The 13,023-nt window shown below is 71.6% G+C and carries 13 protein-coding genes and 1 pseudogene; 6 read left to right on the top strand and 8 right to left on the bottom strand.

What is annotated here, in order from left to right:
* Nucleotides 1–3 precede the first annotated feature (3 nt).
* Nucleotides 4–1,410 carry a dihydrolipoamide acetyltransferase family protein gene (locus tag AC4IHM_RS16230; RefSeq protein WP_490870844.1) on the top strand — a complete coding sequence of 469 codons (1,407 nt, stop codon included), beginning with the start codon at nucleotides 4–6 and terminating at the stop codon, nucleotides 1,408–1,410.
* A 638-nt stretch (nucleotides 1,411–2,048) separates the two neighbouring features.
* Here AC4IHM_RS16230 and AC4IHM_RS16225 read toward each other — a convergent pair.
* The 3 genes from AC4IHM_RS16225 to AC4IHM_RS16215 all read right to left on the bottom strand — a co-directional run bounded on the left by AC4IHM_RS16225 (nucleotide 2,049) and on the right by AC4IHM_RS16215 (nucleotide 4,438).
* Nucleotides 2,049–3,038: a DUF1648 domain-containing protein gene (locus tag AC4IHM_RS16225; protein ID WP_490867752.1), complete on the bottom strand. Its 990-nt coding sequence runs from the start codon at nucleotides 3,036–3,038 to the stop codon at nucleotides 2,049–2,051.
* Entirely contained in the window at nucleotides 3,035–3,382 is a 348-nt protein-coding gene (locus AC4IHM_RS16220) for a GntR family transcriptional regulator (protein WP_490867751.1), read from the bottom strand. Before AC4IHM_RS16220 ends, AC4IHM_RS16225 begins: the two co-directional genes overlap by 4 nt.
* Nucleotides 3,383–3,496: 114 nt before the next feature.
* Nucleotides 3,497–4,438, bottom strand: a complete 942-nt coding sequence (locus AC4IHM_RS16215) for a D-alanyl-D-alanine carboxypeptidase family protein (protein ID WP_490867750.1) — start codon at nucleotides 4,436–4,438, stop codon at nucleotides 3,497–3,499.
* Nucleotides 4,439–4,636: 198 nt separating this feature from the next.
* Between AC4IHM_RS16215 and AC4IHM_RS16210 the strand changes: the two genes are divergently transcribed.
* Together AC4IHM_RS16210 and AC4IHM_RS16205 are read left to right on the top strand one after the other, a co-directional pair.
* Nucleotides 4,637–5,287, top strand: a complete 651-nt coding sequence (locus tag AC4IHM_RS16210; protein WP_490867749.1) for a GntR family transcriptional regulator — start codon at nucleotides 4,637–4,639, stop codon at nucleotides 5,285–5,287.
* A complete protein-coding gene (locus AC4IHM_RS16205; RefSeq protein WP_490867748.1) occupies nucleotides 5,284–6,603 on the top strand; it encodes an MFS transporter in 1,320 nt (439 codons plus the stop codon). The genes AC4IHM_RS16210 and AC4IHM_RS16205 overlap by 4 nt, the downstream gene beginning before the upstream one ends.
* 107 nt (nucleotides 6,604–6,710) lie before the next feature.
* On the opposite strand, the gene AC4IHM_RS16200 is transcribed toward AC4IHM_RS16205, so the two are convergent.
* Nucleotides 6,711–7,535 (bottom strand): maleylpyruvate isomerase family mycothiol-dependent enzyme, encoded by an 825-nt coding sequence (locus AC4IHM_RS16200; protein ID WP_490867747.1) that lies wholly within the window; start codon nucleotides 7,533–7,535, stop codon nucleotides 6,711–6,713.
* A gap of 182 nt (nucleotides 7,536–7,717) precedes the next feature.
* Here AC4IHM_RS16200 and AC4IHM_RS16195 point away from each other — a divergent pair, with 182 nt between their 5' ends.
* Nucleotides 7,718–8,512, top strand: coding sequence for a carbon-nitrogen family hydrolase (locus AC4IHM_RS16195; RefSeq protein WP_490867746.1), 795 nt, complete (start codon nucleotides 7,718–7,720; stop codon nucleotides 8,510–8,512).
* A gap of 30 nt (nucleotides 8,513–8,542) precedes the next feature.
* On the opposite strand, the gene AC4IHM_RS16190 is transcribed toward AC4IHM_RS16195, so the two are convergent.
* The 3 genes and pseudogenes from AC4IHM_RS16190 to AC4IHM_RS16180 form a co-directional block, all read right to left on the bottom strand.
* A complete protein-coding gene (locus AC4IHM_RS16190; RefSeq protein ID WP_490867745.1) occupies nucleotides 8,543–9,037 on the bottom strand; it encodes an LURP-one-related/scramblase family protein in 495 nt (164 codons plus the stop codon).
* Nucleotides 9,038–9,121: 84 nt separating this feature from the next.
* Nucleotides 9,122–9,592, bottom strand: coding sequence for an NUDIX hydrolase (locus AC4IHM_RS16185; protein ID WP_490867744.1), 471 nt, complete (start codon nucleotides 9,590–9,592; stop codon nucleotides 9,122–9,124).
* A 4-nt stretch (nucleotides 9,593–9,596) separates the two neighbouring features.
* Nucleotides 9,597–10,338: pseudogene (locus AC4IHM_RS16180) on the bottom strand (helix-turn-helix domain-containing protein).
* Between the two features lie 116 nt (nucleotides 10,339–10,454).
* Here AC4IHM_RS16180 and AC4IHM_RS16175 point away from each other — a divergent pair.
* Both AC4IHM_RS16175 and AC4IHM_RS16170 read left to right on the top strand, forming a co-directional pair.
* Nucleotides 10,455–10,655, top strand: a complete 201-nt coding sequence (locus AC4IHM_RS16175) for a hypothetical protein (RefSeq protein ID WP_490867743.1) — start codon at nucleotides 10,455–10,457, stop codon at nucleotides 10,653–10,655.
* A gap of 187 nt (nucleotides 10,656–10,842) precedes the next feature.
* On the top strand, nucleotides 10,843–12,645 hold the full coding sequence (locus AC4IHM_RS16170) for an NHL domain-containing thioredoxin family protein (protein WP_490867742.1): 1,803 nt from the start codon (nucleotides 10,843–10,845) through the stop codon (nucleotides 12,643–12,645).
* A gap of 12 nt (nucleotides 12,646–12,657) precedes the next feature.
* Here AC4IHM_RS16170 and AC4IHM_RS16165 read toward each other — a convergent pair whose 3' ends face one another.
* The gene (locus AC4IHM_RS16165; protein WP_490867741.1) at nucleotides 12,658–12,909 is read right to left on the bottom strand and encodes a DUF6458 family protein; all 252 of its coding nucleotides are present in this window, start codon (nucleotides 12,907–12,909) and stop codon (nucleotides 12,658–12,660) included.
* Nucleotides 12,910–13,023 lie beyond the last annotated feature (114 nt).

The raw sequence follows: 13,023 nt of genomic DNA, 5'->3' as shown, positions 1-13,023 counted from the left end.
ACGATGACCGAAGGGTCCGTACGCGAGTTCAGGATGCCCGACGTGGGCGAGGGGCTCACCGAGGCCGAGATCCTCAAGTGGTATGTCCAGCCGGGTGACACGGTCACCGACGGCCAGGTGGTGTGCGAGGTCGAGACGGCCAAGGCCGCCGTCGAACTGCCCATCCCCTACGACGGCGTGGTCCGCGAGCTGCGCTTCCCGGAGGGCACCACGGTCGACGTGGGCACGTCGATCATCGCGGTGGCCGTCGGCGACGGGGCCGCCCCGGCGGAACCGGCGCGGGTCGAAAACGCGGCGGACGCGGCGGGCACGGCACAGACGGAGCAGAAGCCCGAGGGCTCGGGCCGCCAGCCCGTCCTGGTCGGCTACGGGGTGTCCACCTCGGCGACCCGCCGCCGCCCGCGCAAGACCGGGGAGACCCCGGTCCAGGAGGCGCCGGTCCAGGATGCCTCGGCCGCGATCCAGTCCGAGATGAACGGCCGTGGCCCTGCCGCCCCGGTCACCCGCGAGCGTCCGCTGGCCAAGCCCCCGGTGCGCAAGCTCGCCAAGGACCTCGGCGTCGACCTGGCCACGGTGACACCGACCGGCCCGGACGGCATCGTCACGCGCGAGGACGTGCACACGGCGGCGGCCCCGGCGCAGGCGGCACCGGAGCCGGCACCCTCCGTCGCCCCTGCGGCCCCCGCCCCTGCGGTGTCGTACGACACGGCGCGCGAGACCCGGATTCCGGTCAAGGGCGTGCGCAGGGCGACGGCGGCGGCGATGGTCGGCTCGGCGTTCACCGCGCCGCATGTCACCGAGTTCGTGACGGTCGACGTGACGCGCACGATGAAGCTGGTCGAGGAGCTGAAGCAGGACAAGGAGTTCACGGGCCTGCGGGTGAACCCGCTCCTGCTGATCGCCAAGGCCCTGCTGGTCGCCATCAGGCGCAATCCGGACGTCAACGCGTCCTGGGACGAGGCGGCGCAGGAGATCGTGGTCAAGCACTACGTCAACCTGGGCATCGCCGCCGCGACCCCGAGGGGCCTGATCGTCCCCAACATCAAGGACGCCCACGCCAAGACGCTGCCGCAACTGGCGGGGTCCCTGGGCGAGCTGGTGTCGACGGCCCGGGAGGGCAGGACCTCCCCGGCCGCCATGCAGGGCGGCACCGTGACCATCACCAATGTCGGCGTCTTCGGCGTCGACACCGGTACGCCGATCCTCAACCCGGGCGAGTCCGCGATCCTGGCGGTCGGTGCGATCAAGCTCCAGCCGTGGGTGCACAAGGGCAAGGTGAAGCCGCGTCAGGTGACCACCCTGGCACTGAGCTTCGACCACCGCCTCGTCGACGGCGAGCTGGGCTCCAAGGTCCTCGCCGACGTGGCGGCGATCCTGGAACAGCCCAAGCGCCTGCTCACCTGGACCTGACCAGAGGCAACAAAGCCGCCCGGCTCCGGCGCCCTCCCCTGCGGGGCGCCGGGGCCGGACGGAAAGCACGGCGTCGGCCGGCTCCAGCCCCGTGACACCTCGGAAGGGCCCGGCGGCATCAGGCCCGACCCGTTCCCCGCTTCCCGGGCACCGACACCGGACGGGAGGCCCGGCCGGATGGGACCCTCCCCGCCGGCCGCCCGGCGCCGGGACCGGTCCGCGCGGCCGTTCTTCGCCCCGGGTGCCGGTGCCGGAGGGAAGCACGGCGGCGGCCAACTCCCGCTCCGCGGCGCGTCCGGCGGGCACTCGGCGCCGGACCGGGCCGCCGTGAGCTGTTCCTCGCCTGCTGGGCGTCGGCGGCGGGCGGGGAGGTGCGGTCGTGGTCTGCCCGCTCCACCGCCCCCGGCGGGTGCTCAGCGTCGAGGTCGGTCCGCGCGGCTGTTCCTCGCCTCCTCCGGGGTGCCGGTGCCGGACGGAGAGTACGGCGGGCACCCGGTGTCGGAGTCGGTCCGCCGTGAGCTGTTCCTCGCCCCCCCCGGGCACGGGAGCCGGAGGGAAAGCACGACGTTCGGCGCCGGGCGGGAAGCGTGGCCATGGCCCGCTTCACCGCCCCCGTGGCGCTCCCCCCGCGCGGATGCTCAGCGGTGAGACCGGTTCTCGGTCAGTGCGTTGAGCAGGGCCGCGCCCCGTTGCGCGTCGTCGACGCTCACCGCGAAGTCGGCGCCCCGGCCGTGGGGTCGTATGACCAGGCACTCTCCGGCGCGCAGCATCACCGTGGTGCCGAGGCCGCTGAGGCGGTAGCCCCAGCCGCCGACCTGGGCGGGGCGGCGTACCTCCATGCGCGCGGAGTCGATGTCGTCGGGTCCCCAGCGTCGCGCGGGCCAGCCGAGGGGGCCGAAGGACACCTCCAGGCCCCGTTCCGAGACGCGCGCCTGCACCGACGAGAACAGGCCGGCGACCACGGACACGGTGGCGCAGCCGGCGAACACCCCCCACAGGCCGCCCGGCGCGGCCAGGCCGACCAGGGCGACGAGCGTGGCCGCCGCGGCCAGGCCGGTCAGGGCCGCCAGCAGTTGCATCCAGGGACTGGTGGTCCGGGAGAACCAGGCCAGCCGCCGGTCCTTGGGAAGGTCCAGCGCGGGAGCACCATCGCCGCGCGTCGCGTCGGCGTCGTCCGAGGCGGCCGGCCGCTGGGTGCCGAGCAGCCACGCGCCCACTCCCGTGAGCACGGCCAGTACGATGATCGCCACCACCCACACCGTCGGCTGCCGGGCCTCGTGCCAGTCCGCGCGGTCCAGGTTGGCCCGCACGATCGAGGCCTGCGCGCCGGTCAGGACGATGCCCGCGGGGAGCAGCATCGTGGTGGTCCAGGTGCGCGACGCCGGGCCGGCCCGCATCAGCGGGACGGTGACCGCCACCGCCGTCACCAGCCAGATCAGCGCAGGGAAGACGGACGCCGCCCACAGGGGCATCGATCCGTCGGGGGCCGAGCCCGCCAGGCCCCAGTGGGTCGCCAGCCGGTCGGGCAGTCGCTCTCGCGCCACGAGCGGCAGCCCGACGAGTACGGCCGTGACGCCGACCGTCCAGACCAGCACCGTGGTACGCGCCTTCACCGTCGTGTCTTTCACGGCATTCCCCTGATCATCTCGATGAGATCGGTCCTGCTGTAGCCCAGCCGAGCCGCCTCGGCGATCAGCTCCCGTACCCGGATCTGCAACCCGGAGTGCGGTCGGGCGCCCTCGGCCACGGTCACCCCCCGGCCCCGGCGGAACTCGAGCAGGCCCTCGTCCCGCAGGCCGCGCAGGGCGCGCAGCACGGTGTTGACATTGACGTTGAGGGCCTGGGAGAGATCGCGGGCCGAGGGCAGGCGGTCTCCCGGGCCGCACTCCCCCTCGGCGATGGCGCGCCGGACGGCGCCGGCGACCTGTTCGTGCAGGGGACGGATGTCGGTCTTGTCCAGACTCAGCAGCATGGTGCTAATGAAGATAGCACCATTCATGTCATCCGAACAGAGGAACGGGCCCGTCGCGACGGCGACGGGCCCGTTCTCGGTGCGGCCGGTGTGCGGCCGGTGTGCGGCCGGGCGTCAGCCCAGCTTGGCGAAGCCGTAGTTCATGAGCTTCGTGGCGTCCGTGGTGCGCTGCGTCGACGACGAGGAGGCCAGCACCGTCCCGATGACGGTCTTCCCCTTCCGCGTCGCGGCGAAGACCAGGCAGTACTTGGCCTGCGGACCCGACCCGGTCTTCAGACCGATCGCGCCGCTGTAACTGCCGAGCAGCGTGTTGGTGTTGGTCCAGGGCGCCATCGTCCGGGTGCCACCGGTCCTGGTCCTCGTCTTGGCCGTGTACTTCTTGGTCTTCACGACCGTGCGGAAGGTGGCGTTCTTCATCGTGCTGCTCGCCAGCTTCGTCAGATCGCGCGGCGTCGAGTAGTTCTTGCCGTTGCCGATGCCGTCGAACGAGTCGAAGTGCGTGTTCGTCATGCCGAGGCTCTTCGCGGTGGAGTTCATCTTGGCGATGAACGACTTCACCCGGGCCGCCCGCGTCGTACCGGCGCCGAACTTGTCGGCCAGCGCGTAGGCCGCGTCGCAGCCGGAGGGCAGCATCAGCCCGTACAGCAGTTGCCGGACCGTCACCTGGTCGCCGACGATCAGGCGGGCGGAGGAGGCGTTCTTCGACACGATGTAGTCGCTGTACGCCTTCTGGATCGTGACCTTGGTGTCCAGGTTCAGCTTGGGCTGCGCGAGCACGACCTTGGCCGTCATGACCTTGGTGGTGGAGCCGGTGGAGCGCCTGGTGTCCGCGGCCTTGCCGTAGAGCGACTTGCCGTTCGCGTTGTTCATCACGAAGCCGCCCTTGGCGACGATCGAGGGCACGGCGACGGCCTGCACCGGAGCGGCGACGGCTCGCCCGGGTGCGGCGGCCTGCGCGGGTGCGGCGGAGAGGACTCCGGTCGCGAGTACGGCGCCACTGGTCAGGGCGACGGCGACGGCACCGCGGAGACGGATGCCCTGAATGGTGTTTATCAACACAAATACCCCGATTGTAATGAATTCCCCTGAGAACCGGCCGAGTTGCGGCCGGCTACAGCATGGGCCGCGCCTGTCCGACACGTGAAGGGCGTGGAAGGTTGTACCGCCGTCGGCCGGGTCATCCTGATAAGTGGCCCCACGTCCGCATCGTGGACGTGGTCCTTCTTGTGTCCCTGTTGTATCTATCCTGTCGGCATGAGTACGGCAGTGAAGCAGCCCCCCGCGGCGGACCGCGTCTACACCCACGTCAAGAAGGGCGTCCTGGAGCGCCATTACGAGGGTGGGACCCTGCTCACCGAGGGCGAGCTGGCCGAGGCCGTGGGCGTCTCCCGCACACCGGTGCGCGAGGCATTGCTCCGGCTGGAGGTCGAGGGCCTGATCCGGCTCTACCCGAAGAAGGGCGCGCTGGTCCTGCCCGTCTCCGCGCAGGAGATCGCGGACGTGGTGGAGACCCGGCTGCTGGTCGAGGAGCACGCGGCCAGGAAGGCCGTACCCGCCCCGCCCGCGCTCGTGGAGCGGCTGACCGAACTGCTCGCCCGGCAGAAGGAGCAGGCCGCCGCGGGCGACTTCGCCGCCGCCTCCGTCACCGACCGCTGTTTCCACGCCGAGATCGTCCGCAGCGGCGGCAACGAGATCCTCTCCCGCCTCTACGACCAGCTCCGCGACCGCCAGTTGCGCATGGGCGTCGCCGTCATGCACTCCCACCCCGACCGGATCGCCAAGACCCTGGCCGAGCACGAGGAGCTTCTCGACGCGCTGCGCTCCGGGGACGCGGACGCGGCCGTCGGCGTGGTCGGCCGGCACGTGGGATGGTTCTCGCACCTGGCCCGCGGGGAGGTCCGATGAGTCCGGCGGGTTCGTCCTCGGGGGCGGGGACCACCCTGCCCGGTGATCCGCCGGGCGGCCGGCGCGCGGTCGCCGTCTGGAGCATCGGCGTCGCCGTCTACTTCGTCGCCGTCATCTTCCGCACCTCGCTGGGCGTGGCCGGCCTCGACGCCGCCGACCGCTTCCACGTCAACGCCTCCGCCCTGTCCACCTTCTCCATCCTCCAACTGCTGGTCTACGCCGGCATGCAGATACCCGTCGGCCTGCTGGTCGACCGGCTCGGCACGAAGAAGGTGCTGGGCATCGGCGTGGTGCTGTTCACGGCCGGGCAGCTCGGCTTCGCCTTCTCCCCCTCGTACGGCATGGCGCTCGCCTCGCGTGCGCTGCTGGGCTGCGGTGACGCGATGACGTTCATCAGCGTGCTGCGGCTGGGCACCCGCTGGTTCCCGGCCCGGCGCGGGCCGATGGTCGCCCAGCTCGCCGGGCTGGTCGGCATGGCGGGCAACCTGGTCTCCACCCTCGTCCTGGCCCGGCTGCTGCACGGCATCGGCTGGACGGCGGCGTTCGCGGGCAGCGCGCTGGCCGGCGTGGTCGTACTCGTCCTGCTGCTGCTCTTCCTGAAGGACCACCCCGAGGGACACGAGCCGGAACCCCTGCCGCACCAGGGGGCCGCGTATGTGCGGCGGCAGATCGCCATGTCCTGGCGGGAGCCGGGCACGCGGCTCGGGCTGTGGGTGCACTTCACCACCCAGTTCCCGGCGATGGTGTTCCTGCTGCTGTGGGGGATGCCCTTCCTCGTCGAGGCGCAGGGGCTGTCGCGGGCCACGGCCGGCGAACTGCTCACCCTGGTCGTGCTGTCCAACATGACGGTCGGCCTGGTCTACGGCCAGGTCATCGCCCGTCAGCACGGGGCGCGGCTGCCGCTGGCGCTGGGCACGGTGGGCGCGACGGCGCTCCTGTGGGCGGCGACGCTCGCCTATCCGGCCGACCACGCGCCGATGTGGCTGCTGATCGTGCTGTGCACGGTGCTCGGCGCGTGCGGGCCGGCGTCGATGATCGGCTTCGACTTCGCGCGCCCGGCGAATCCGCCGGAGCGGCAGGGCACGGCGTCCGGGATCACGAACATGGGGGGCTTCGTGGCGTCGATGACCACCCTGTTCGCGATCGGGCTCCTGCTGGACGCGACCGGGGACGACTACGTCGTCGCGTTCTCGTCGGTGTTCGTGCTCCAGGCGCTCGGGGTCACGCAGATCCTCCGGCTGCGCAGTCGGGCGGTACGACGGGAGCGGGAGCGGCTGGTGGCCAGCCGGGTGGAGACGGTGCACGTGCCCGTCTAGGCACCCGGCGCGGTGCGGACCGACCGGGGGCCGCCGCCCCCGGCCCCCGCTTCGATCCGGACGGCCTCGTCCTCAGACGCGGGACGGGCCGGATCCACTCACCGGGGTCACTGGGTCACCGTGAAGTTGCGCAGGATCGCGCCCGCCAGATCCTGGTCGCCCTCCGTCTTGATGCGGTCCGCCGCCGCCTCCGGGGTCACCCGGCCGCAGGCCAGGCGGAAGTACGTCTCCCAGTCGAGGGTGAGGGTGGCGGCGGGGCCGAGGGCGGGCGCCGTCTCCAGGGTGCCGCGGCCCTGGATGTCGACGCGGATCGTGCGCAGGAACTCGACCGGGCCGTGCACGTCGAAGACGACGGCCGAACTGCGCGGCGCGTCCGCCCGCTCGGCGACGACGGCGGGCAGCTCGCCGAGCAGCACGTCACGGGCGACGAGCGCGCCGGGGGAGTCGAGGTCGCCGGGGCGGCCGAGGGCCGTGCGCAGGTCCTGCTCGTGCGCCCATACGTCGAAGGCGTGCCGGCGCATGGCCTCCTCCAGGGTCAGCTCGGTGCCGAGCGGGCCGCGCACCTTCGTGCCGGGGTCCCGGGACTCGTTGCGCAGCTGGCGGTTGCGCCGGATGATCATGTACTCCAGCTCGGAGGTCATCTCCGGCGCCGTGTGGTGGCGGCGGACGTCGACCTGCATCTCCGTGTAGCGCTGGTGGTCGTTGGTGACGTGGAAGAGGTCGCGCGGGAGCGTGTGGATGGGCCGCGGGTCGCCGAGCATCTCGGAGTCCAGGCCCAGAATGTGCGAGACGATGTCGCGCACCGACCAGGCCGGGCAGGGCGTGCGGCGGTTCCACTCTGCCTCCACAAGCGGCTGGACCAGCTCGGATATCGCCTCGATGGAGTGAGTCCAGGCGTCGGCGTAGGGCTGGAGGGTGGGATGCAGACTCACGGAACGGGACCCCTCGGCGGTCGGTACACGGGCAGGTTCTGGCGGCGGTGCCAGTGGGCGGCGGTTGCGGTCGGCGGGCGTCTTGGGACGCTAAGTTACGCTGCTGTGCGGCACCCCGGCAGTGCTTTCGTGTGACGATCGTAGGCCCGTGTGGACGGCTCGAATGCCAGGACGGTGGTAGTGTGCACGCCTCTTTGATCCAAATCGCCGTGAACGATGACGAATCGGTCGAAGCGCGTCGCCTGCGGGCGGCGGCCCTGGTACGGGCCCAGGCGGGCGCCGATCTCGTCGTGCTGCCGGAGCTGTGGACCACGGGCGCCTTCGCCTTCGAGAGGTTCGCCCCGGAGGCCGAGCCGCTCCGGGGGCCGACCTGCGAGACGATGGCGAAGGCGGCGAGCGACGCGGGCGTGTGGCTGCACGCGGGGTCGGTCCCCGAGCGCGCCGCGGACGGACAGCTCTACAACACCTCTCTCGTCTTCTCCCCCGCCGGCGATCTGGCCGCCTCCTATCGCAAGATCCACCGGTTCGGCTTCGACAAGGGCGAGGCCGTGCTGATGGGCGCGGGGCGGGAGTGGGTGACGGTCCCTCTGCCGGACACGACCCTCGGTGTGGCGACCTGTTACGACCTCCGCTTCCCCGAACTCTTCCGTGCCCTCGTCGACGCCGGTGCCGAGACGCTCGTCGTCCCGGCGGGCTGGCCGGAGCGCCGCAGGGCCCACTGGACGCTCCTGGCACAGGCGCGGGCGGTGGAGAACCAGGCGTTCGTCCTCGCGTGTGGAACGGCCGGGACGCACGCCGGAGTTCCGCAGGCCGGTCACTCGATCGTGGTCGATCCCTGGGGCGAGGTGCTGGCGCGGGCCGGCGCGGACGAGGAGGTCCTCACGGTGGAGTTCGACCCGGCGCAGGTGGCGCGGACCAGGGAGCAGTTCCCGGCCCTGAAGGACCGGGTGCTGGGGCTGGCCGCGCCGCGGCGCTGACGGCCGCGCCGCTCGGCCCTCCCAGGCGGCTCAGCCGTCCTCCCGCTCCTTCTCCGCCAGATGGATCACGCACACCGTCAGCGCGATCAGCAGCGCCGGGTCGGCGTCGTCCCGTACGACGTCGACGCCGTAGGTGTCCCGGAGGGTCAGCCACCGGCGGGAGATGACGGCCAGCAGCTCACCGTCGTACTCGACGGCGAACTCCCGGTCGAGGATCTTGCCGCTGATGTCCAGCTCGGTGCCGTCGGCCAGGGTGACCCGGTAGTGGTTGCGCAGCAGGGACAGCCGTTTGCGCCGGATCCGCGCCAGGGGCTCGCCGTCCCGCTCGATCACCATCGTGTCGCGCAGGGCGAACATCTTCTGGCGGATGTCGATGAGCACGCGGCCCCGGGTGTCCTTCAACTCCCAGGTGTCGCGCAGCCGCATGGCCTTGCCGTCGACGAGGAACACCTTGTTGCCGTTGTCGTCCTCGATCCAGTAGTCGTCACCGATACCGAGGAGCCGGTCGTACACGAGGAATCTCATACCTGACGGCTTCCCCGCGAGGCCCCGGGGAACGCGGCCGGTAGGCCGAGAGGCTGAGGGAGGGTGCTGAGTGACGACGCGTAGCTATCCGAGGTAGGGCGTCGGCCGGTTCTCCAGGAAGTGCTGGATGCGTAGCCGCTGGGTGTGGTGCATGGGCAGTTCACTCATCTCGCCCGGGTCCACGAATCGGAGTTCTGTGCTCTCGTCCGAGATCGTCAGCGCCCCGCCGATGACGCGCCCGCGAAAGCACACGTTGAACTGCCGCCGCACCTCGCCGTCCGTGTACGCGATGATGTGGCGCGGGTCCGTGTACGTGCCGACAAGCCCCGTGATCTCCACGTCGAGACCCGTCTCCTCCTTGACCTCCCGGACGGCCGTACCGGGCAGGGAGTCGTCCATGTCCATGCCGCCGCCCGGCAGCGCCCACAGATCGTTGTCCCGGCGCCGTTGAAGCAGGATGCGGCCCCGCTCGTCGGTGACGACGGCGGAAGCCGCCACGACCAGGCTGTTGGGCCGGGGGGCGTTCGGATCGTCGTAATACTCGGTGCGTGCCATCGGCTCACCCTTCCACGGTCCGAGCTGTCTCCCACACGGCGTTGAAGCTGTTCGCGTAGGCGTCGAACACGCCTCCGTCGCCACTGCGCCGCAGGCGCCACACGGGCGCACCGTACGCGTTCACGCCCCACACGTGGGCATTGACCAGCACCTGATCGTCCGCGCGGTACAGGCTGTTGTAGAGCGTCGTTCCGTGCATCCGCAGTTCAATGCCCGGTACCCCGATGAGCGGCCGGTAGTGCATCAGTGCCAGTCGGCACCGGCTCTCGATCCCGTGACCGAACTTCTCTTCTCGGCCCCGCTGTTGCACGTTCTCCGCGTCCGCGTCCCCGAGAGCGATCCGGATCACGCATCCCTCGGCGGCCCGCTCCCGAAGAAGGTCATTCAGGCGTGGGTACGCCTCATGCAGGAACACCGCCGCGTAGACCAGTACGTCAATGTGCTCCCGTGCTTGGGCGAACAGCTCCACGTACGTGGAAACGGGCACGTCCGCCCGCTGGCCGTACAGCGCCACAAGTTCCGGGCTGACTGCCCGTGCGGCGCGTGCCTGCCTGAGCGCAGGCCAGAGCGCGTGCACGTCTTCCCCCCAGCGTCTCGGCGGCTCGCAGGGCTGTCGCGCGCCGTGGGGTGCGGCCAAGGTTGACCCACCGTTCCACGGACTTGGGGTCCACTCCCACCGACTCGGCCAGGCTCCCGTGCGTCCATCCTCCGGACGCCATGACGGCCCGTAGGCGTTCGTTGGGCATAGCCGGTCTCCCCCTGTCAGCGGACGCTGCTAGGGACGTTCTACCTGCTGCGGGACGTCCCGAAGTGGGAAACGTACGAGGTTCCCCCGTCCCGGCGACGGCTGGAGGATCGCCTCATGAGCGAGCCCAGGACGTATCCCAGTGCGCCGGTTGAACTACCGCTGCGGTCCCGGGCCTTGGAGCCGACACCCGTGGGCGGATGCGCCGGTTGCGCGGAGTTGGCCAACGTGCGCGACCGTGCGCGTGCCGGAGGGGACATGACCACGGTGTCCGACTGCAACGTCCACCTGCGACGCCACCCGGAGGGACATCAGTGAGTACGCGAGCGGTGTACCGGTTCGTGTCCCACACGATCCGGCATGCCCCGGAAGGCGGAGTCACCTGTGAAGCGTTCTGTACGGCTGCTGAGGGGCCGACGTGTGGTGACCGATCATGGGCGGGTGACCCGCGCCGGACAGCCGGGGAGAGGGATGGGCGAGCACCGGTAGTGGCACCCTTGGACGCATGAGCAAGCGACCTCGCGTCCGCGCCCCCGAGCTGCAAGGGCGGTCCTGGATCAACACTGGCGGCAAAGACTTGTCCCTGGCGGACTTCCGAGGTCGCACATTGGTGCTGGACTTCTGGACCTTCTGCTGCATCAACTGCCTCCACGTCCTCGACGAACTGCGCGAGCTGGAGGAGAAGCACCGGGACACGCTCGTCATCGTCGGTGTGCACTCGCCGAAGTTCGTGCACGAGGCCGAGCACCAGGCGGTGCTGGACGCCGTCGAGCGGTACGGCGTCGAGCACCCGGTCCTGGACGACCCGGAGCTGGCGACCTGGAAGCAGTACGCGGTACGCGCCTGGCCGACGCTCGTCGTGATCGACCCCGAGGGGTACGTCGTCGCCCAGCACGCCGGCGAGGGCCACGCGCACGCCATCGAGCGGCTGGTGACGGAGCTGGAGGCCGAGCACGCGGCCAAGGGCACCCTGCGCCGCGGCGACGGTCCGTACGTGGCGCCGGAGCCGGAGCCGACCACCCTGCGCTTCCCCGGCAAGGCCCTCGCGCTGCCCTCCGGGACCTTCCTGGTCAGCGACACCACCCGGCATCAGCTGGTGGAGCTGGCGGCGGACGGCGAGAGCGTCGTACGCCGCGTCGGGAGCGGGGTGCGCGGGTTCGCGGACGGTCCCGCCGAGGACGCCTCCTTCAGCGAGCCGCAGGGGCTCGCCCTGCTGGACGACGGCTCGGTGGTCGTCGCCGACACCGTCAACCACGCCCTGCGCCGCCTCGACCCCGCCACCGGCGAGGTCACCACCCTGGCCGGCACCGGCCGCCAGTGGATGCAGGGCGAACCCACCTCCGGGCCCGCCCGCGACGTCAGCCTCTCCTCACCCTGGGACGTCGCGTGGTGGAACGGCAGGGTGTGGATCGCCATGGCCGGCGTCCACCAGCTGTGGGCGTACGACCCGGACGGCGGCGGCGTCGCCGTCACCGCCGGGACGACCAACGAGGGGCTCGTCGACGGGCCGGGCGGTGAGGCCTGGTTCGCCCAGCCCTCCGGGCTCGCGGCCGCCGGCGAGCGGCTCTGGGTCGCCGACGCCGAGACCTCCGCGCTGCGCTGGGTGGACCTCGACGGCACCGTCCACACGGCCGTCGGCACCGGTCTGTTCGACTTCGGCCACCGCGACGGCGCCGCAGGCCAGGCGCTGCTCCAGCACCCGCTGGGCGTCACCGCGCTGCCCGACGGCTCGATCGCCGTCAGCGACACCTACAACCACGCCCTGCGCCGCTACGACCCGGCGTCCGGCGAGGTCACCACCCTGGCCACGGACCTGCGCGAGCCCAGCGACGCGGTACTGGCAGGCGACGACATCGTGGTCGTCGAGTCGGCCCGGCACCGGCTGACCCGGCTCAGGCTCCCGGAGGAGGCCGTACGCGTCGAAGCCGTCGCCCACCGCACACGGCGCGCGGCGACGGAGGTGGCGCCGGGCACGCTGCGCCTTGACGTGGTCTTCCGGGCGCCCGCCGGTCAGAAGCTCGACACGCGCTACGGCCCCTCGACCCGGCTCCTGGTCTCGGCCACCCCGCCCGAACTGCTGGCCGGCGGCGGGGGCGCGGGCACCGACCTCTCCCGCGTCCTCGAACTCGACCCGTCCGTGCCGGAGGGTGTCCTGCACGTCTCCGCGATGGCCGCCTCGTGCGACGACGACCCCGCCAACGAGTATCCCGCCTGCCATGTCCACCAGCAGGACTGGGGAGTTCCGGTTCGTCTCGCCGAGGGTGCCATGGACCGTCTGCCGCTCGTCCTTGCCGGGCTCGACGCCTGACGCGCGCGGGCGTCAGGCGCCGTAGCCGTCGTGGTAGCCGTCCCGCGTGTGGTGGTGGGGCCGTTCCTCGACGACCGGGGTCGTCGGCGGCATGACGACGCGCCGGCGCCGGGCGATGCTGCTGAAGGTCGCGACACCGATCAGGCCGACGATCATGAAGATGACACCGACCAGATCGAGGTTGACGCCCTGCATGTCCCAGTCGGTCGCGAACGTGAGGATGGCTCCCACGGCGATCAGGATGATGCACCCGCCGAGGCCCATGAGTGTTGCCTCCCTGTAGATCCGGTCGGTTCCGGGTCTCCGGTCGATCCGGCTCCGTTCGGGTACCCCCGGCCGGAACACCCATGCGGTGCGGGGGTGTTCCGGCCGCAGCGC

Source organism: Streptomyces sp. SL06 (genome assembly GCF_058244745.1).
This window is presented reverse-complemented; position numbering and strand designations above follow the sequence as displayed.

Bases quoted from the DNA above. Each gene is read 5' to 3' on its own strand.
- AC4IHM_RS16210 (WP_490867749.1), top strand. From the start codon at position 4,637: ATGAGTACGGCAGTGAAGCAGCCCCCCGCGGCGGACCGCGTCTACACC.
- AC4IHM_RS16175 (WP_490867743.1), top strand. From the start codon at position 10,455: ATGAGCGAGCCCAGGACGTATCCCAGTGCGCCGGTTGAACTACCGCTG.
- AC4IHM_RS16230 (WP_490870844.1), top strand. From the start codon at position 4: ATGACCGAAGGGTCCGTACGCGAGTTCAGGATGCCCGACGTGGGCGAG.
- AC4IHM_RS16220 (WP_490867751.1), bottom strand. From the start codon at position 3,382: ATGCTGCTGAGTCTGGACAAGACCGACATCCGTCCCCTGCACGAACAG.
- AC4IHM_RS16205 (WP_490867748.1), top strand. From the start codon at position 5,284: ATGAGTCCGGCGGGTTCGTCCTCGGGGGCGGGGACCACCCTGCCCGGT.
- AC4IHM_RS16165 (WP_490867741.1), bottom strand. From the start codon at position 12,909: ATGGGCCTCGGCGGGTGCATCATCCTGATCGCCGTGGGAGCCATCCTC.
- AC4IHM_RS16190 (WP_490867745.1), bottom strand. From the start codon at position 9,037: ATGAGATTCCTCGTGTACGACCGGCTCCTCGGTATCGGTGACGACTAC.
- AC4IHM_RS16185 (WP_490867744.1), bottom strand. From the start codon at position 9,592: ATGGCACGCACCGAGTATTACGACGATCCGAACGCCCCCCGGCCCAAC.
- AC4IHM_RS16170 (WP_490867742.1), top strand. From the start codon at position 10,843: ATGAGCAAGCGACCTCGCGTCCGCGCCCCCGAGCTGCAAGGGCGGTCC.